At 67.5% G+C, this 19,065-nt stretch carries 16 protein-coding genes; 11 read left to right on the plus strand and 5 right to left on the minus strand.

The features are described from left to right. Nucleotides 1-33: 33 nt before the first annotated feature. Genes fadD3 through EJK91_RS04955 form a run of 9 tightly spaced genes read left to right on the plus strand, consistent with a single transcriptional unit; the run spans nucleotide 34 to nucleotide 9,705 of the window. Nucleotides 34-1,578, plus strand: a complete 1,545-nt coding sequence (gene fadD3, locus EJK91_RS04915; protein ID WP_125078390.1) for a 3-((3aS,4S,7aS)-7a-methyl-1,5-dioxo-octahydro-1H-inden-4-yl)propanoate--CoA ligase FadD3 — start codon at nucleotides 34-36, stop codon at nucleotides 1,576-1,578. Next, a complete protein-coding gene (locus EJK91_RS04920) occupies nucleotides 1,578-2,711 on the plus strand; it encodes an acyl-CoA dehydrogenase family protein (protein WP_024442409.1) in 1,134 nt (377 codons plus the stop codon). Before fadD3 ends, EJK91_RS04920 begins: the two co-directional genes overlap by 1 nt. Continuing rightward, nucleotides 2,708-3,673, plus strand: a complete 966-nt coding sequence (locus EJK91_RS04925; protein ID WP_046300596.1) for an acyl-CoA dehydrogenase — start codon at nucleotides 2,708-2,710, stop codon at nucleotides 3,671-3,673. Before EJK91_RS04920 ends, EJK91_RS04925 begins: the two co-directional genes overlap by 4 nt. Further along, nucleotides 3,674-4,621, plus strand: a complete 948-nt coding sequence (gene ipdE2, locus EJK91_RS04930) for an acyl-CoA dehydrogenase IpdE2 (RefSeq protein WP_125078391.1) — start codon at nucleotides 3,674-3,676, stop codon at nucleotides 4,619-4,621. Between the two features lie 19 nt (nucleotides 4,622-4,640). Beyond that, entirely contained in the window at nucleotides 4,641-5,627 is a 987-nt protein-coding gene (locus EJK91_RS04935; protein WP_024442406.1) for a linear amide C-N hydrolase, read from the plus strand. Beyond that, nucleotides 5,624-6,814 (plus strand): lipase family protein, encoded by a 1,191-nt coding sequence (locus EJK91_RS04940; RefSeq protein ID WP_082105666.1) that lies wholly within the window; start codon nucleotides 5,624-5,626, stop codon nucleotides 6,812-6,814. Before EJK91_RS04935 ends, EJK91_RS04940 begins: the two co-directional genes overlap by 4 nt. Beyond that, on the plus strand, nucleotides 6,811-7,977 hold the full coding sequence (locus EJK91_RS04945; protein ID WP_024442404.1) for a pyridoxal phosphate-dependent aminotransferase: 1,167 nt from the start codon (nucleotides 6,811-6,813) through the stop codon (nucleotides 7,975-7,977). The genes EJK91_RS04940 and EJK91_RS04945 overlap by 4 nt, the downstream gene beginning before the upstream one ends. Nucleotides 7,978-8,022: 45 nt before the next feature. Continuing rightward, on the plus strand, nucleotides 8,023-8,421 hold the full coding sequence (locus EJK91_RS04950; RefSeq protein WP_024442403.1) for a heme-binding protein: 399 nt from the start codon (nucleotides 8,023-8,025) through the stop codon (nucleotides 8,419-8,421). A gap of 9 nt (nucleotides 8,422-8,430) precedes the next feature. Then, nucleotides 8,431-9,705: a hypothetical protein gene (locus EJK91_RS04955; protein ID WP_046300598.1), complete on the plus strand. Its 1,275-nt coding sequence runs from the start codon at nucleotides 8,431-8,433 to the stop codon at nucleotides 9,703-9,705. Here the strand turns inward: EJK91_RS04955 and EJK91_RS04960 are convergent. The 4 genes from EJK91_RS04960 to hsaA form a co-directional block, all read right to left on the minus strand. Then, the gene (locus EJK91_RS04960; RefSeq protein WP_125078392.1) at nucleotides 9,700-10,170 is read right to left on the minus strand and encodes a hypothetical protein; all 471 of its coding nucleotides are present in this window, start codon (nucleotides 10,168-10,170) and stop codon (nucleotides 9,700-9,702) included. The genes EJK91_RS04955 and EJK91_RS04960 overlap by 6 nt on opposite strands. 96 nt (nucleotides 10,171-10,266) lie before the next feature. Beyond that, on the minus strand, nucleotides 10,267-10,818 hold the full coding sequence (gene hsaB, locus EJK91_RS04965) for a 3-hydroxy-9,10-secoandrosta-1,3,5(10)-triene-9,17-dione monooxygenase reductase subunit (RefSeq protein ID WP_192830920.1): 552 nt from the start codon (nucleotides 10,816-10,818) through the stop codon (nucleotides 10,267-10,269). Nucleotides 10,819-10,838: 20 nt separating this feature from the next. Next, entirely contained in the window at nucleotides 10,839-11,738 is a 900-nt protein-coding gene (hsaC, locus tag EJK91_RS04970; RefSeq protein WP_046300606.1) for an iron-dependent extradiol dioxygenase HsaC, read from the minus strand. A 50-nt stretch (nucleotides 11,739-11,788) separates the two neighbouring features. Further along, the gene (hsaA, locus tag EJK91_RS04975; RefSeq protein ID WP_024442398.1) at nucleotides 11,789-12,979 is read right to left on the minus strand and encodes a 3-hydroxy-9,10-secoandrosta-1,3,5(10)-triene-9,17-dione monooxygenase oxygenase subunit; all 1,191 of its coding nucleotides are present in this window, start codon (nucleotides 12,977-12,979) and stop codon (nucleotides 11,789-11,791) included. Nucleotides 12,980-13,151: 172 nt separating this feature from the next. On the opposite strand from hsaA, the gene EJK91_RS04980 reads away from it, so the two are divergent. After that, on the plus strand, nucleotides 13,152-14,240 hold the full coding sequence (locus EJK91_RS04980; RefSeq protein WP_024442397.1) for a ferredoxin--NADP reductase: 1,089 nt from the start codon (nucleotides 13,152-13,154) through the stop codon (nucleotides 14,238-14,240). Between the two features lie 23 nt (nucleotides 14,241-14,263). Further along, nucleotides 14,264-14,821 (plus strand): hypothetical protein, encoded by a 558-nt coding sequence (locus EJK91_RS04985; protein WP_024442396.1) that lies wholly within the window; start codon nucleotides 14,264-14,266, stop codon nucleotides 14,819-14,821. 11 nt (nucleotides 14,822-14,832) lie between these two features. On the opposite strand, the gene EJK91_RS23155 is transcribed toward EJK91_RS04985, so the two are convergent. After that, the gene (locus EJK91_RS23155) at nucleotides 14,833-18,975 is read right to left on the minus strand and encodes a bifunctional nitrate reductase/sulfite reductase flavoprotein subunit alpha (protein ID WP_125078393.1); all 4,143 of its coding nucleotides are present in this window, start codon (nucleotides 18,973-18,975) and stop codon (nucleotides 14,833-14,835) included. Nucleotides 18,976-19,065 lie beyond the last annotated feature (90 nt).

Here is a 19,065-nt window from a genome sequence, read left to right on the forward strand (position 1 = left end):
TGCAGAGTTCAGCGACGGGGAGGAGCAGCGCCTATGAGTAGCCAACCGCAGACCACACCTGCGGCCCTGGACCACATCGCGCATACGCTGCCCGACCATGACGCGCTGGTCACCGAGGACAAGTGCTTCACCTACGCCACCCTGCGCGAGGAGGTGCGGCGAGCCGCCGCGGCTCTGATCGCCCTCGGCGTGCAGCCCGGCGACCGGGTTGCGCTGTGGTCGCCGAACACCTGGCACTGGGTGATCACCTGCTTGGGAACCCACTACGCCGGCGGCGTGCTGGTGCCACTGAACACGCGCTACACCGCCGCGGAGGCCACCGACATCCTGGCCCGCAGCAAGGCCAAGGTGCTGGTGGGCATGGGCCGATTCCTCAAGACCGACCGGCTCACCGAACTGGACCGCGACCAGCTGCCCGACCTGCAGCATGTCGTCCGGGTGCCGATAGAGGCCACGGACGGAACCTGGGACGAGTTCATCGCCGCCGGCACCGCGGTGCCGGCCGCCGAGGTCGATGCGCGCGCCGCCGCCGTTGGCCCCGATGATCTGTCCGACATCCTGTTCACCTCCGGGACCACCGGCCGCAGCAAGGGCGTGCTCTGCGCGCACCGGCAGTCGCTGGCCGGCCCGGCGGCCTGGGCGGAGTGCGGTCAGATGACCGCGCAGGACCGCTACCTGTGCATCAATCCGTTCTTTCACAACTTCGGCTACAAGGCCGGCATCCTGGCCTGCCTGCAGACCGGGGCCACCCTGATCCCGCAGCTCACCTTCGACCCGGCAGGCGCGCTGCGAGCCATCGAATCCCACCGGATCACCGTGCTGCCCGGGCCGCCCACCATCTACCAGACCCTGCTGGATCACCCCGAGCGTGACCAACACGACCTGAGCTCGCTGCGGTTCGCGGTCACCGGCGCCGCCACCGTCCCGGTGGTGCTGATCGAACGGATGCAGACCGAACTGGACATCGACATCGTGCTCACCGCTTACGGACTGACCGAGTCCGGCGGGTTCGGCACCATGTGCCGCGCCGATGACGACGCCGTCACCGTCGCCACCACGTGCGGGCGTCCGATCGGCGATTTCGAGCTGCGGCTGGAAAGCACTGGCGGAGATTCGGATTCCGGCGAGGTGCTCCTTCGCAGCGCCAACATCATGCTCGGCTACCTCGATGACCCGGAGGCCACCGCCGCAGCGATCGACGCGGAGGGCTGGCTGCACACCGGCGACATCGGAACCGTGGACGCCGCCGGGAACCTGCGGATCACCGACCGGCTCAAGGACATGTACATCTGCGGCGGCTTCAACGTCTATCCGGCCGAGATCGAGCAGGCCCTGGCCCGCCTCGACGGCGTGGCCGACGTGGCGGTGATCGGTGTTCCCGATGAGCGGATGGGCGAAGTGGGCCGCGCCTTCATCGTGCGCCGGCCCGGATCAACGCTCGACGAGGCAGCGGTGATCGCTTATGCCCGCGAGCATTTGGCGAATTTCAAGGCACCGCGATCGGTGACCTTCACCGACTCCCTACCGCGCAATCCCGGCGGCAAGGTGGTCAAGCATGAATTGAGAGAGTGGGCCTGATGGACCTGAATTTCGATGACGAGACCGAGGCCTTCCGCGCCGAGGTCCGCGACTTCCTGGCCGCGAACACCGACAAGTTCCCGCGCCTGTCCTACGACACCGCCGAGGGTTTCGAACAGCACCGCCGCTGGGACAAGGTGCTTTTCGACGCCGGCCTGTCGGTGATCGCCTGGCCGAAGAAGTACGGCGGGCGCGACGCCACCATGCTGCAGTGGGTGGTGTACGAAGAGGAGTACTTCCGCGCCGGTGCGCCCGGCCGCGCCAGCGCCAACGGCACCTCGATGCTGGCGCCGACGCTGTTCGCGCACGGCACGCAAGAACAGCTGGACCGCGTCCTCCCGAAGATGGCCTCCGGCGAAGAGATCTGGGCGCAGGCATGGTCGGAGCCGGAGTCCGGCAGTGACCTGGCGTCGTTGCGCTCGACAGCGACCAAGGTCGACGGCGGCTGGAAGCTCAACGGGCAGAAGATCTGGAGCTCGCGGGCCCCGTTCGGCGAGCGCGGCTTCGGACTGTTCCGCTCCGACCCGGAGGCCCAGCGCCACCACGGCCTGACCTACTTCATGTTCGACCTGAAGGCCGACGGGATCACCGTTCGTGCCATCGAACAGCTCGGCGGCGAGACCGGCTTCGGCGAGATCTTTCTCGACGACGTCTTCGTGCCGGACAACGACGTCATCGGTGTGCCGAACGAAGGCTGGCGGGCCGCGATGAGCACGTCGAGCAACGAGCGCGGCATGAGCCTGCGCAGCCCGGCCCGGTTCGTGGTGGGCGCCGAGAGGTTGGCGGCCATGTGGCGCCAGCACGGCAGCGATCCGGTGTTCACCGACCGCGTCGCCGACGCCTGGATCAAGGCGCAGGCCTACCGGTTACAGACGTTCGGCACCGTGACCCGGCTGGCCGCCGGCGGTGAGCTGGGCGCGGAGTCCTCGGTGACGAAGGTGTTCTGGTCCGACCTGGACGTTGCCCTGCACCAGACCGGCCTGGACATCCGGGGCGCCGACGGCGAACTCGCCGACGCCTGGACCCACGGTTACCTGTTCTCGCTCGGCGGACCGATCTACGCCGGCACCAACGAGATTCAGCGCAACATCATCGCCGAGCGGCTGCTGGGCCTGCCCCGGGAGAAGAAATGAAATTCGATCTAGACCAAGATCAGCGCGACTTCGCGGCCAGCATCGACGCCGCGCTGGGCGCCGCCGACGTGCCCGGTGCGGTGCGGGCCTGGTCGCAAGGTGAGGCCGAGCCCGGCCGTCGGGTGTGGAACCAACTGACCGAGCTCGGCGTGACCGCGCTGGCGGTGCCCGAAGAGTTCGACGGTATCGGCGCCGACCCCGTCGATACGGTGCTGGCCATCGAGGCGCTGGGCCGCTGGTGCGTCCCCGGACCGGTGGTGGAATCCATTGCGGTCGCGCCGATCCTGCTGGCCGGTTCACCCGATGCCGGTGCGCAGCTGGCCGGACTGGCTGCCGGGGAGCTGATCGCCACCGTGGCACTGCCGCCGCACACCCCACGCGCAGTCGACGCCGACCGCGCCGATCTGGTCCTGCTGGCCCAGAACGGGACAGCATCGATCGCACAGGTCGGCACCCGTCACGCCTCGGTGGACTCCAGCCGCGGCGTGTTCGACGTGAACGCGACCGGCGACTCCTGGAACACCGACACCGCCCGCGCCTACGAGATGGGCGCCCTGGCCACTGCCGCGCAGCTGGTCGGGGCCGGGCAGGCGATGCTGAACATCGCCGTCGACTACGCCAAACAGCGCACCCAGTTCGGGCGGGTGATCGGCGGCTACCAGGCCATCAAGCACAAGCTGGCCGACGTGCACATCGCGCTCGAGCTGGCCCGCCCGTTGGTGTACGGGGCGGCGATCTCGGTGTCGCAGGACTCCCCCGACACCGCCCGCGACGTCAGCGCCGCGAAGGTGGCCGCGTCCGACGCCGCCCTGCTGGCTGCGCATTCGGCGCTGCAGACCCACGGCGCGATCGGCTTCACCAGCGAGTGCGACCTGTCACTGTGGTTGCTGCGGGTGCAGGCGCTGCGTCCCGCGTGGGGTGACCCGACCGCCCACCGTCGGCGAGTGTTGGAGGCGATTTAAGTGACCCGTAACGACGAACGCGACCTGCTGCGCCAGACCGTGGCCGCATTGGTCGACAAGCACGCCACCGGAGAAGCAGTACGGGTGGCGATGGAATCCGACCGCGGCTACGACCAGACCCTGTGGCAACTGTTGTGCGAGCAGGTCGGCGCCGCTGCCCTGGTGGTGCCCGAGGAGCTCGGCGGTGCCGGGGGCGAACTGGGCGACGCCGCAGTGGTTCTCGAGGAGCTGGGCAAGGCACTCGTGCCCACCCCGCTGCTGGGCACCATCTTGGCCGAGCTGGCGCTGCTGGCCTCGCCCGAGCCCGACGCCGAGGCGTTGGAACAGTTGGCAGCAGGCGGCGCGATCGGAGCGGTCGTCTTCGGCGACGGCTACGCCGCCAACGGTGATATCGCCGACGTCGTTGTCGGCACCGACGGCAGCCAGCTCACCCGCTGGACGGAATTCAGCACCGAGCCGGTTGCCACCATGGACCCCACTCGGCGTCTTGGCCGCATCGTCCCCACCGCCACCGCGCCGATCGGGGAGGACCCCGGCATCGCGGACTATGCGGCGATCCTGCTGGCGGCCGAGCAGATCGGCGCGGCGGCTCGCTGCCTGGACCTGACCGTGGAGTACACCAAGAGCCGGGTACAGTTCGGCCGGCCGATCGGCAGTTTCCAGGCGCTCAAACACCGGATGGCCGACCTGTACGTGGCCGTGTCGGCCGCGCGCGCCGTTGTCGACGACGCGATCGCCGAGCCGTCGGCGACCTCTGCGGCGCTGGCACGGGTGGTCGCCAGCGAGGCATTCACCAAGGTGGCCGGCGAAGCGGTGCAGCTGCACGGCGGTATCGCAATCACCTGGGAAAGCAACATCCAGCTGTACTTCAAACGCGCACACGGAAGTTCGCAACTCTTTGGCCAGCCGGCACACCATCTTCGCCGGTTGCAGGCCGAGGTGGTCTGAAGGCCCGTACGGTAGCGGCATGTGTACTCGCCTGGTTTACCTCGGCCCGAACGGCAACATCATCACCGGTCGATCGATGGACTGGAAGCTGGATTTGGCGACCGATCTGTGGTCGATGCCGCGTGGTGTGAAGCGCGACGGCCGGGCCGGGGCCAATTCCATCGAATGGACCGCAAAGTACGGCAGCGTGGTGGCTACCGGCTACAACATCTGCACCACCGACGGACTGAACGAAGCCGGTCTGTCGGCGAACCTGCTCTGGCTGGCCGAATCGGTGTACCCGCAATACGACGGCAGCCGCCCCGGGTTGTGCATCTCCATCTGGGCCCAGTATGTCCTGGACAACTTCGCCACCGTGGCCGAAGCCGTCGCCGCGCTGAAGGCCGAAGCGTTCCAGGTGGTGACCGACGGCGTGCCCGGTGAGGACCGCCTGGCCACGCTGCACCTGTCCCTGTCCGACGCGACAGGCGACAGTGCGATCGTGGAATACGTTGACGGCAAGCAGGTCATCCACCACGGGCGCCAGTATCAGGTGATGACGAACTCGCCGATCTTCGAACAACAACTTGCGGTGAACTCCTACTGGGAGCAGCTGGGCGGCACGGTCATGTTGCCGGGCACCAACCGGGCCGCGGATCGCTTCGCGCGGGCTTCGTTCTACGTCAACGCGATACCGAAATCCGAGGACCTCAAGATCGCGCTCGCGTCGGTACTCAGTGTTGTGCGCAATGTTTCGGTGCCGTTCGGCATCTCCACGCCGAACGAGCCCAACATCTCCTCCACCCGGTGGCGCACCGTCGCACACCACACCCGCAAGCTGTATTGCTTCGAATCAGCGCTGACCCCCAACGTGTTCTGGGTGGACCTGAACAAACTGGACTTCGACGAAGGCGCCCCAGTACGCAAGCTCGCCCTCGGCTCCGACGACAGCAATGTCTTCGCCGGCGAGACATCGGCGAGTTTCGAAGCGGCCGAGGCGTTCACCTTTCTCGGATTGAACAAGTGAGGTCGCCGCGCCGCAATGCGCTGTTGGCCGCCGGACTGGCCGCCCTGGTGTTGGCCGCACCCGCGGCCGCTGAGCCGGCGCCGCAGTGGTCGGGCCTTGACGCGCGCAGCTATGCCGGCCCCATTCCCCCCGAAGGGGGTCTGATCACCACGGTGCCACTGGACCCGGCCCTGTCGGTGACCGGCGCCGCCAAGGCATTCCGGATCCTGTACGCCACGACAGATCAACACGACCGGCCCGCAGTGAGCACGGCGGCGGTCTTCGTTCCGCACGGGGCGCCCCCGGCGGGCGGATGGCCGCTGATCGCATGGGCGCACGGCACCGTCGGGCTCGGCGACGACTGCACGCCGTCGGCGCGGCCACGTAGCGCCCGCGACAACGAATACCTGTCGCACTGGCTCGACCAGGGCTACGTGGTGGTCGGCACCGATTACGCCGGGCTCGGCACGCCAGGGCTGATGAGCTATCTCAACAGCGCCGCCGAAGCGCACTCGGTGATCGACTCCGTGCGAGCCGTGCACCAGATGGACCTGCCGCTGTCGCCCAAGTGGGCGATCGTGGGTCAGTCCCAGGGCGGCGGCGCGGCGATCAACAGCGCGTGGTGGGCCAGCCGCCTCACCGCCGGCAGCGGCCTGGACTATCGAGGCGTGGTGGCCACCGGCACACCGGCCAACATCGAACGGCTGGTCATGGAGGCCGGACCCGATCTGCCGCCGCGGTCGGTGCCTCCCGCCGCGATCAGTTACGCCTCGTACATCGTGGCCGCGCTGCGCGAAGCGCTTCCTGAGATTCCCGTCGACAGTGTGCTGACTCCTCGCGGGCGCGAGCTGGCAGATCGGGCCGAAACCGTCTGCAAGACCGACCTGGACCGACAGGCGGCCGGAACCCGGATCGATGAGCTGTTCAGCGCGCCGGTGGCGTCGCTGGACGGGATCGGCGCGGCGCTCGACGGCTTCATGGGCACCCCCACCGGCGGATACGATCGGCCGATCTTTTTGGGGCACGGCCTGCTCGACACCGACGTGCCACCCCGGTCCAGTCAAACGCTGTATCAGCAGCTGATCGACAACGGCCAGAATGTCGAGCTGCACATCTACCCCGACCACGACCATTCCGGCACGGTGCTCGCCGCTATGCCCGACGCCACCCGCTTCCTGCACCGCATCATGACGGAGGATGACTCATGACCGACCGGGTTGCGCTGCGCGCGGGCATTCCGCCGTTCCATGTGATGGACGTGTGGCTGGCCGCGGCCGAACGCCAACGCACCCATGGCGATCTGGTGAATCTGTCGGCCGGCCAGCCCAGTGTGGGCGCCCCCGAACCGGTGCGCGCCGCCGCCGCCGCGGCGCTGAACGCCAATGCGCTGGGCTACACCGTCGCACTGGGCATCCCGGAGCTGCGCTCGGCCATCGCCGGCTCGTATGCCGACCGCTACGGGCTGAGCGTCGACCCCGACGACGTGGTCGTGACCACGGGTTCGTCCGGGGGCTTCCTGCTCGCATTTCTGGCCTGTTTCGACGCCGGCGATCGGGTGGCGATCGCCAGCCCGGGCTATCCCTGCTATCGCAACATCCTGACCGCGCTGGGCTGTGAGGTGGTCGAGATCCCGTGCGGGCCCGAGACCCGCTTCCAGCCCACCGCCGCCATGCTCGCCGAGATTCCCGGACCGTTGGCAGGGGTCATCGTGGCCAGCCCCGCCAACCCGACCGGGACTGTGCTGGAACCGGCGGAGCTGGCCGCGATCGCCGCCTGGTGCGACACCGCCGGTGTGCGACTGATCAGCGACGAGGTCTACCACGGCCTGGTCTACCAGGGTGCACCGCAGACCAGCTGTGCTTGGGAGACTTCGCGGAACGCGGTGGTGGCCAACAGCTTCTCGAAGTACTTTGCGATGACCGGCTGGCGGCTGGGCTGGCTGCTGGTGCCGCCGGCACTGCGCCGTGCGGTGGACTGCCTGACCGGCAACTTCACCATCTGCCCGCCGGTGCTGGCCCAATACGCGGCGGTCGCGGCGTTCACGCCGGAGGCGATCGCAGAATCCAACGGCCACCTGCGGCACTACGCCGCCAACCGGGAACTGCTGCTCGGCGGACTGCGGAGCATGGGCATCGACCGGTTGGCCCCCACCGACGGCGCGTTCTACGTCTATGCGGACCTCGCAGAGCACACCGACGACTCACTGGCGTTCTGCGCGCGCCTGCTGGCCGACACCGGTCTCGCGCTGACGCCGGGCGTCGACTTCGACACCGAACGCGGCAACACCTTCGTCCGGCTGTCGTTCGCCGGCCCGACCGCCGACATCGACGAAGCCCTGCGCCGACTCCGCGGGTGGCTGCCGCTCCGGTAGGTTTACCTTCCAAGCTGGAAATACCTGATCGAAGGGACCACTGCTATGCGCATCTCCACGACTTCTGGCCTGGCGCTCGGCGCCGCAGCCGCCGGCATCCTCGGTGCGGTGGCCGCATCGGCACTGACCACCAGCACGCCCGCCGCCGACGCCGCGCCCGCCTCCTGCACCGCGGCCGGGCTGTCCAGTACCGCCAGCGGCGTGCTGGGCCAGGCGGGTGTGTTCCTCCACGACCACCCGGAGGCCAATGACGTGCTGACCAACGCGGCCACCATGCCCGCGGACCAGGCCAAGTCCTCGGTTCAGGGCTACTTCATCGGCCACCTCGACCAGCTGTCGACCCTGCAGGGCATCGCCCAGCCGCTCACCGACCTGAAGAACCAGTGCGGGATCGCGGTCTCGCCGACCCAGCTGGCCATGCTGCTGGAGACCGTCAGCAAGTAGGCCTGGGCCATGGCCCTGGCGATCACTGAACAGGAACGGGCCGCGCTGGCGCAGGCGGCCGGTTTCGGGCTGTTCGCCGCCATCACCGGACGCCGGTCGCGACGGTTCCCCGTGGGCGGCGCCATTCCAGCCGGTGCGCTGGCCTACACCAGCCGCCGTCCGGTGCAGCCGCTGTCCGAGGTCGAGCGAGCCCTGCTGTTGTCGCTGATGGCCGGCACCACCGGCTGGCATGACGGGATCGCGCACCATCCCGGGTACGCCCCGGCGCTGCCGAACTATCCCGGCAGCGCCACCGGGCGCGCCATGCCGTCGGCGGCCGGCTTTCACACCAGCCAGCTGTTCTTCACCGACGACACCGGCTGCTATCTGCTGCCCACCCGCGATCAAGAACCACGCGAGTTCGACAGCATCGAAGAGTGGATCGGCCATACCGCCGATTCCTATGTCCGGATTTCGGAGTCCCGGCTGGAACTACCCCGTGAAGAGCCCTACATGGAGGGCCACAACACCTGGATCGGCAACCACCCGGGCAGTCTGTTGGCCTTCAATGTGGCTGACCTGGCCGAACATCTGCTGGAGAACCTGTGGTTCTTCGCGGCCAACGGCTATCCGATCCGCGACGACGTCCATGGTCGCGAAATACCCGGCATACAGTCGTTTTCCGGTTTGGCGCATGCCGACGACCCGATACCGCTGTCGTTCGTGGAGCAGTACACCCTGACCGAGGCCAGTGCGGAGTTGTCCATCGCGGCCCATAACGGAGCGCTGGGCTTGCAGGCAATGGGCTTGGGCGGCTGGATCTTCGACGGTCTGGACCGGTTGTCGGTGCTGGGCGGCTCCGGTGACCCGCGTGCCCCCGGACTGGGTTTTGTCGCCGACACCGATCCGCGCTGGCCGTTCCCGAATGTCACCGGGTTACCCGGTCACTTCGAGACGCTGAGCCCGCCGCATGTCGCCTCGGTCGCGCAGGGTGTGCAAAAGCTGGTGGCCCGCAAATTCGGGCCCGGCGGTCCGTCGCACCCCGACACCCCGGGTCCGTGGTCAGACAGCCGGGCCGTGCGCGGATCGGCACTGGCGCCGGACCGCATCGCCGAACTGGTCACCTGCGAGGCGTCCTACATCTACGACACGTTCGGGAAACTGCCGGGCACCGTCCCGACGGTGCATGTGCTGATGTATCTGCAGGCCCAGCATCTGGACACCGATTTCTACGACGAGATGTACTCACCCGGGGCGTATCTACGCACCCACGCCGAACATCAGCGATGCTGGCACGGCTTATGACCGCCGGCGAACTCCCCCGATGACGGTGTAGACCAGCCCCACCGCTAACAGGGCGAACTTGGCAAGCGCCGCGCCACGCGCACGCCGGGCGTTCACGTCGATGTCGGCGCCGTCGAGCACCTTGAGCAGCGCCACGCCCTCGATCGCGTCGCCGGCCACCGCACCGATCGGCAACAGCCGCAACATGATCGGATGCCCGTGGCGACTTCGGGCACGCTCGATGAGCAACAGCCCCAAGGTTCCGTAGGTCAGCATGTAACCGAAGTCGAGCCACAGAGACCAGCGCGCCCACCGACCGCCCTCGTCTCCCCAGACGGCCAAGATCTCCTGGACTCGTTCGGCATTGCCGGCCAGCTCAAAGCCGATGATGCCGGGGCCGCCCGTCTTTCGCATCCCGCGCTCCAGCACCAACATCACCGCGGCATAGGCGAGAGTCGCCACCGCCGCCCAGCCAAGTCGCTTCACCCGGTGCATGGTAGGCAACGGCCCGCCCCGCGCGGGCGAATCTCAGGGCGCGACACGCCGCGTCGGCGTCGCGGGATTCACACTCGAGGACGGAAATTACAGCCAGGTGTCGTCGGTGGTGGCGGTGAGGAACGCCTCCAGGTCGTCGCGCCAGTGCGCCGGAGTGGTCTTGTCCGGCTCGATGCCGGTGTAGTCGCCGCGATAGAACAGCAGCGGCCGCGGCTTCACCTCCGGGACATCTGACAGCGACTGCACCGCGCCGAACACCACGAAGTGGTCGCCGCCGTCGTGCACTGAGGCCACCGTGCAGTCGATGTGGGCCAGCGATCCGCCCAGGATCGGCGACCCCAGTGGGGACGGCTTCCAGTCCACGCCGGCGAACTTGTCCGGTTCACGGGAGCCGAAGCGGGCGCAGACGTCCTTCTGCTCCTCGGCCAGAATGTTGACGCAGAACTTTCCGCTGGATTCGATGGCCTGCCAGGACCGCGACTGCTTGGTGGGGCAGAACAGCACCAGCGGCGGGTCCAGCGACAGCGCGGCGAACGACTGGCAGGCGAAGCCGACCGGCGCGTCGCCATCCACGGTGGTGATGATCGTGATGCCGGTGCAGAACTGGCCGAGTACGTTGCGGAACGCACGCGGGTCGATCGCGAGGTCGTCAGTCACTGCTACTGCATACCCACAGTGAAGTCGTGTCCCCACAGGCTGACCGCGGTGCTCTCCCGGGCCACCCAGTCGTCGTCGTCGACCTCCAGGCCCTCGCAGCCGAATTCGATCTGAAAACCGCTGGGCGCCTTCATATAGAACGACAGCATCTTGTCGTTGACGTGCCGTCCCAGGGTGGCGGCCATCGGCACCTTGCGACGGTAGGCGCGGTCCAGTGCGAGCCCGACATCGTCGGCGCTCTCCACTTCGACCATCAGGTGCACGATTCCGGTCGGAGTCGGCATGGGCAGGAAGGCCAGGCTGTGGTGGCGCGGGTTGCAGCCGAAGAATCGCAGCCAGGCCGGGTCGCCGTCAGCGGGGCGGCCGACCATCTGCGGCGGCAGCCGCATCGAGTCCCGCAGCCGGAAGCCGAGCACATCGCGGTAGAAGTGCAGCGCCTCGGCGTCGTCCTTGGTCGACAGCACCACGTGGCCCAGGCCCTGCTCTTCGGTGACGAACCGGTGGCCGTAGGGGCTGACCACGCGGCGGTGCTGCAGCGCCACCCCGTGGAAGACCTCCAGGTGATTGCCCGACGGGTCGTCGAACGCGATCATCTCCTGGACGCTGCGCTCGGCAAGCTCCGCGGCGGTGGCTTCCTTGTAGGGCGTGCCCTCGGCGTCCAGGCGCTGCCGAATCTCCTGCAGCCCTGCGGCGTTGGCGCATTCCCAACCGGATACCAGCAACCGGTCGGAGTCCCCGGGCACGACCACCAGCCGGGCGGGGAACTCGTCCATCCGCAGGTACAGCGCACCCTCGGTGGCACCGGATCCCTCGACCATGCCGAGGACTTTCAGCCCGAAGTCCCGCCAGGCCGCCATGTCGGTGGCTTGGATTCGCAGGTAGCCCAGCGAACGGATAGTCATCGGTGATACCTCCAGCAAGCTCGTCTATGTCCCAGCCAGGTCCAGTTCGATCAGACCATGGTGTCGCCGGGCGGCAACCCGAACTCGTGGTTGCCGAAGATCATGTACGCGCGCTCCGGGTCGTTGGCGGCGTGCACCCGACCTGCATGCGCGTCACGCCAGAACCGCTGCACCGGTGCGTCGTTGGACAGCGCGGTGGCACCGGCCGCCTCGAAGAGCCGGTCGATGGAGGCGATGGCCCGGCCGGTGGCCCGGACCTGGTCACGTCGCGCCCGGGCCCGCAGCTCGAACGGGATCTCCTGACCGGCGGCCAGCAGCGCGTACTCGTCGCCGACGTTGCCGATCAGCTGACGCCAGCCGGCGTCGATGTCACTGGCGGCCTCGGCGATCCGGACCTTGGCGAACGGGTCGTCCTTGGCCTTCTCACCGGCGAACGCCGCGCGCACCCGCTTGCCCTGGTGCTCGACGTGCGCCTCGTAGGCGCCGTAGGCCATGCCCATGATCGGCGTCGAGATGGTGGTCGGGTGAATGGTCCCCCACGGCATCTTGTAGACCGGCGCGGTGTTGGTCTGGTAGCCGCCGGCGGTGCCGTCGTTCATCGCCCGGTAGGACAAGAAACGGTGCCGCGGCACGAAGGCGTCCTTGACCACGACGGTGTTGCTGCCGGTGCCGCGCAGGCCCACCACGTGCCAGACGTCGTCGATGCGGTAGTCGGAGATCGGGATCAGGAAGCTGCCGAAGTCGACCGGCTTGCCGTCCTTGATCACCGGACCGCCCAGGAACGCCCAGGTGGCATGGTCGCAGCCCGACGACCAGTTCCACGAACCGTTGACGATGTAGCCGTCGGCGGTCTCGGTGACGACCCCGGCGCCCATCGGGGCGTAGGACGAGGAGATCCGGACGTTTGTGTCCTCACCCCAGACGTCTTCCTGGGCCTGCTGGTCGAACAGCGCCAGGTGCCAGTTGTGCACGCCGATGATTCCGGCGACCCAGCCGGTGGAGCCGCACGCACTGGCCAGCCGGCGCACCGCCTCGTAGAAGAGGGTCGGGTCGCACTGCAGGCCGCCCCACTGCTCGGGCTGCAGCAGCCGGAAGAAACCGACGTCCTCAAGCGCCGCGACGTTGGCGTCGGGCAGCTTGCGCAGGTCTTCGGTCTCCTGGGCACGCTCACGCAACTGCGGCAGAAGGTCGTCGATGGCGGCCAACACCGACTGCGCGTCACGCTGTTGAATGGACGTCACTAGATTGCCTCCCAGAAGTGAACAGGTTCTTCCGGCCCGTTTTCCAACCAGCCTAGAGTGAGATTAGAACACGTTCCGATTTGTGTCGAGCGGGTGTTCCTGCAGCTGGTAGCAATACCGGACCACTTTTCTGTAACCTGTTCTAGTTATGACCGAAGATGAAGGGCGGCCCGTGACGGAGACCATTCCGGACGAACCACTCGGTGCTCACGTCCTGGAACTGCAGATCACCGAAGTCGTCACCGAGACCGACGACGCACGCTCGCTGGTGTTCGGCGTGCCCGACGGGCCGGACGACCCGGAGATCCCTGAGCAGCGGTTGAAGTACTCGCCGGGCCAGTTCCTGACGCTGCGGATCCCCAGCGACCAGACCGGCTCGGTGGCCCGCTGCTACTCGCTGTGCAGTTCGCCGTTCACCGATGACTCTCTGGCGGTCACCGTCAAGCGGACCGCCGACGGCTACGCGTCGAACTGGCTGTGCGACAACGCGCACGCCGGCATGCGCATCCACGTGCTGGCACCGTCGGGCACCTTCGTGCCGAAATCCCTGGACAGCGACTTTCTTCTGCTGGCCGCCGGCAGCGGGATCACCCCGATGATGGCGATCTGCAAGTCGGCGCTGTCACAGGGCAGCGGCAAGGTGGTCCTGGTCTACGCCAACCGCGATGAGCGTTCGGTGATCTTCGGCGCCGCACTGCGCGAGCTGGTCGACAAGTACCCCGACCGGCTGACTGTCGTGCACTGGCTGGAGTCGGTCCAGGGCCTGCCGAGCCGCGCCGCGTTGGCGCAGCTGGCCGCCCCCTACACCGACCGCCAGGTCTTCATCTGCGGCCCCGGCCCGTTCATGCAGGCCGCCCGCGAAGCCCTGGATGCCTGCAAGGTGCCGGCCGAGCAGGTCCACCTCGAGGTGTTCAAGTCGCTGGACAGCGACCCCTTCGCCGCGGTCAAGATCGCCGACGCCCCGGAAGGCGAGCAGGCTGCCGCGCCGGCCAGCGTCGTCGTCGAGCTGGACGGCGAGAAGCACGAGCTGGAATGGCCGCGGCACGTCAAGCTGCTCGACCTGCTGCTCGACAAGGGACTCGATGCCCCATTCTCCTGCCGGGAGGGTCACTGCGGGGCCTGCGCCTGCGAGCTCAAAAAGGGCAAGGTCACCATGGAGATCAACGACGTACTGGAACCCCAGGACCTCGCCGAAGGGCTGATCCTGGCCTGCCAAGCCCACCCGGAGACCGATTCGGTGGAAGTGACCTACGACGAGTGATGTCCGGTCTAGGTTGGTGCGACATGAAGCGGTTGCTGATGATCCCGGCCGCGTTGACGTTGCTGGCGGCGCTGATCCCGGCCGCGACTGCGTCGGCGGCCAGTGACACCAAGACCACGTTGTTCCCGGTCAATGACGCCGATCAACTGCAGACTCACAGCTGGGTCGACTGCAGCGCTCCCCCGCTGTGCCGGTTCACCGTCGGGGTGCAGCTGCAGACGCCCGAGGGCATGACCGGGTTCCCGCCGGATCTGTGGGCCCGCCAGAGCACCGAGATCCGCTCGTCGAAGCGCACCGCCTATCTGGATGTACACACCGACGGCGGTGAGGGCTGGTTCAAAGACCGTGGCGGCCCGGGCACCAAGGTGTTCAAGGACGGCACCGGCGCGGTGATCCAGTCGATGTACTACGGCGAGGGCCCGCCGGAGAAATACCAGACCAACGGCAGCATCGACGTCCTGGAATACTCCACCGGGCGCCCCAAGACCGACGCCAACGTGATCGTCTGCACTCACGTGCAGGTGGTCTACGCCGGAGTGAACCTGACCACGCCGTCCACCTGCGCCCAGACCGTGTTCTGACCCCCAGGCACTCAGTACACGTCGCGCTGGTAGCGACCGGCGGATGACAGCGCCCGCACATGGGCTTTCGCGGCGTCTCGTGCGAGCAACCCATGTCGCGCGGCGATATCGCAGATCGCGCGGTCGACCTCCTTGGCCATCTGGCTGGCATCGCCACACACGTAGAGGTGTGCGCCGTCCTGCAACCACTCCCACACTTCGGCGCCGCGAGCGCGGAGCAAGTCTTGTACGTAGACCTTCTCGGGCTGATCGCGGGAGAAAGCCAGATCGAGTTCGGTGAGAAAACCGCTGGCGTGCATGTCCCTGAGCTCATCGCGATAGTAGAAATCGGTGGCGGCATTGCGTTCGCCGAAGAACAACCAGTTCCGGCCGCGATGCCCGAGCGCGCGGCGCTGCTGCAGGAAGCCGCGGAACGGTGCGACGCCGGTGCCCGGCCCGATCATGATCATCGGGGCGTCGGGGTCCGCCGGCGGCCGGAAATGGTTGGCGGGCTGTACGAATATGCCGATCTCGGCATCGTCGCTTCGGTCCGCCAGATATGTGGAGCACACGCCGCCGCGCGGCACGCCCCGGCACTCATAGCGCACCGCGCCTACCGTCACGTGCACCTCGCCGGGGTTGTCGACACATGCCGACGAAATCGAGTACATCCGCGGTGTCAGCGGTTTGAGGACGCCGAGCCAGTCGTCGACGGCGGCCCGAATCGGAGTTGCGGCCAGCACATCCACTGACTGGCGACCCCACATCCAATCCGCCAGCGCAGCCTTGTTCTCCGGCCGCAACAGGTCGGCGAGCTCGCGATCTTGGCTGTGCTGCGCCACGAACCGCAGCAAATCACCGGTGATACGGGCGATTTCGAATCGTTCGACCAGCGCCTGCCGCAACGGCATCGAACCGTGGCCGGCGACTTCGACGACGTGCGTGCCGTCGACGCCGGTCACCGTCAGCCATTCTTCTACCAGCGCGGTGCTGTTGCGTGGCCACACCCCGAGTGCATCACCGGCCTGATAGCTCAGCGTCTTTTCCGGGAGTGCGAACACCAGCTGCCGCACCTCCTTCGTCGAACCCGGGCCGCTGAGCACGGTGTTGCGCATCAGCCTGGTGAGCAGCGGGTTCTTCCTGCTGTACCGGCCCGGTGCCCTCAACGAGCGGGCAGCCACGGGCGTCGCACCCTGCGTCACAGCCGGAGTCGGCGCGGCGCTCAGCGCCCCGCGCAGCGTTCTGAACCATTCGTCCACGGCGTCGTCGTAATCCGGCTCGCAGTCGACACGGTCCAGGATTCGGGTGGCGCCGAGTTCGGCCAGCCGGGTGTCGAGTTTGCGTCCATAACCACAGAAGTCGTCGTAGTTGGAGTCACCCAGCGCCAACACGGCGTAGCGCGTGTCGGTGAGTTGTGGTGTCCCGTCACCGGACAGCTCTTCCCACAGGGCAGCGCCGTTGTCGGGCGGGTCACCGTCACCGGTGGTGCTGGAGACCACGATCAGCTGTCGGGTTGCCGACAGGCCGGTCACCGGGAAGTCGTTCATCGTGTGCAAGGCGACCGGCAGTCCGGCCTCGCCGAGGTGGGCCGCGCAGCGGGCGGCCACCTCTTCGGCGTTGCCGGTCTGCGAGGCCCACAGCACCACGATCGACTCTGGGCGCAACCCCTCGGCCGGCAGGCTCGCCGGCGTTGGGTGCCGGGAGTACAGCCCGGCCAGCAGGCCGTCGACCCACATGCGGGTGGCCGGCTCCAGCGGGGCATTGGCCGGCACCGTCGGCACACCGGTTGCGCTGCGCCCCGCCTCGGTCCGGAGCGCGGTCAGCAACCCACTCAGATAGATGCGCTCCATGGGAGCGAATGAGGGCACGGTGGTCACCGATTCCCCACTGAGCCCGAATAATTCGATGAGGGTGTCCACCCGGTCCAAGCTGACCTGGCCGGCCTGCGACGTAGGGGGTGCTTCCAGCTCGCGCGGCGATTCGACCACCACCTTGGCCAAGGTCACCGCACATGCCTTGTACTCAGGCTGTTGCGATGTCGGGTCAACGGCGTCATTGGTGACGGCGTTGATCGACAGGTACTCACCGAAGACGTCATTCCAGTGAAACGGCGCGAAGCAGTTCCCCGGACGCACCCGGTCGGTGACCACCGCCGGCAGCACGGCCCGGCCCCGGCGCGAGGCGATCTCCACCGGGTCGTCGTCGACGATGCCCAGCCGGACGGCGTCGTCGGGGTGGATCTCCACGAACGGGCCCGGATTGAGCTTGTTGAGCTTGGCGACCTTTCCGGTCTTGGTCATGGTGTGCCACTGATGCGGCAGCCGTCCGGTGTTGAGCAGGTACGGATAGTCGTCATCGGGCATCTCGGCGGGCAGCAGATGCGGGCGGGCGCAGAAGACCGCGCGGCCGGACTCGGTCGCGAAAGCCAACCGCGGCACGCTGCCGTCTTCGCGGACCAGCCGCGTCTGACTCGCCCCGTCGTTGAGATAGCGGATGGGGTGGCGATCTCGCGTACTCTCCGGCGGGCAGGGCCACTGAATCGGCGTCCGGCGCAATCGCTCGTAGCTGATGCCGCGTAGGTCGTAGCCGGTCTTGGGGTTGGCGAATAGTTTGATCTCTTCGAACACCTCCTCAGCGCTCGAGTAGTCGAACGCCTTGGCGTATCCCATCTCTGCCGCGATGCGGGCGATGATCTGCCAGTCCGGCAGCGATTGGCCGACCGGGTCGACCGCCTTTTGAAAGAGCGTGAGATTGCGCTCGGAGTTGACCATCACTCCGTCACACTCACTCCACAGCGCAGCCGGCAACAGCACGTCGGCGTAGGCGGCAGTCTCGTTGTCGGCGAAGGCATCCTGGGCGATCACCAGCTCGGCCCGTTCCAGCCCTTCCAGCACGGTCTTCCGATTCGCCACCGTCGCAACCGGGTTGGTGCAGATGATCCAGCACGCCTTGATCTGGCCGTCGGCCATCCGCGAGAACATGTCGATGGTGCCGGTGCCCAGCTCGGCGCGCAGCGAGCCGCGTGGGATATCCCAGATGTCCTCGACGAATTCTCGGTCGTCGGCCGAGACGACGCTGCGCTGGCCTGGCAGTCCTGGGCCCAGGTAGCCCATTTCTCGGCCACCCATCGCGTTGGGCTGACCGGTCAGGGAGAACGGTCCGCTGCCCGTCTTGCAGATCGCCCCGGTGGCCAGGTGCAGATTGCAGATGGCGTTGGTGTTCCAGGTTCCATGGGTGCTCTGGTTGAGTCCCATCGTCCAGCAACTCATCCAGTTGTCCGCCTCGCCGATCCATGCTGCGGCAGTGCGAATGTCAGCTTCGGAGAGTCCGGTGAGCTCAGCCACCGCCTCCGGCGTGAACTGCTCAAGGAAGCTGGGCATGACCTCCCAGCCCTGCGTGTGCTCGGCGATAAACTCGTCGTCGGTGTGGCCATTCGCGACGATCAGATGCAGCAGCCCATTGAGCAGCGCCAGATCGGTTCCGGGTGCGATCTGCAAGTACAGGTCGGCCTTCTCCGCGGTGGCACTGCGACGTGGATCGACGACGATCAGCTTGGCGCCGGCTTTGACGCGGTCCATCATCCGCAGGAACAGAATCGGGTGGCAGTCGGCCATATTCGCGCCGATCACGAGGAACACGTCGGCGTGATCGAAGTCCTGATAGGAGCCGGGCGGCCCGTCGGCGCCGAGTGACTGCTTGTAGCCGCTGCCGGCGCTGGCCATACACAGTCGCGAGTTGGACTCGATCTGGTTGGTGCCGATAAAGCCCTTGGCGAGCTTGTTCGCCAGGTACTGCGCCTCGGTGGACATCTGCCCGGAAACGTAGAGCGCTACGGCGTCGGGTCCGTGCTCGTCGATGATCGCCCGCAACCGGCCGGCGCAGTGGGTGATGGCGGTATCGATGTCAGTCGGTTCGACGGGCTCGTCGCGGCCGGGCCGCATGAACGCGGACGCCAGTCGGCCGGGCGCGGCGAGCAGATCCGCGGTGGTGGCACCCTTGGTGCACAGCCGGCCGGAGTTGGCCGGGTGGGATGGGTCACCGCTGGATTTGACTACTCGGCGGCGCCCGGTGACCGCGTCGGTCTCGACCTGCAGCACCAGGCCGCATCCGACCCCGCAGTAGGCACACAGCGTGGAGACGACCTCTGCATGCTGGGAGTCGTTTTGCGCGGGCATGGAAGGTCACCTCCTGCGGTTGCGAGCCTCGTCGTCACCCTGCCGCCCGCAGGTTTCAAGATCATTTCGTCACCATTACCACGCGTTGCG

Origin of the sequence: Mycobacterium sp. P7213 (genome assembly GCF_900604305.1) — a bacterium.
Taxonomy (GTDB): Bacteria; Actinomycetota; Actinomycetes; order Mycobacteriales; family Mycobacteriaceae; genus Mycobacterium.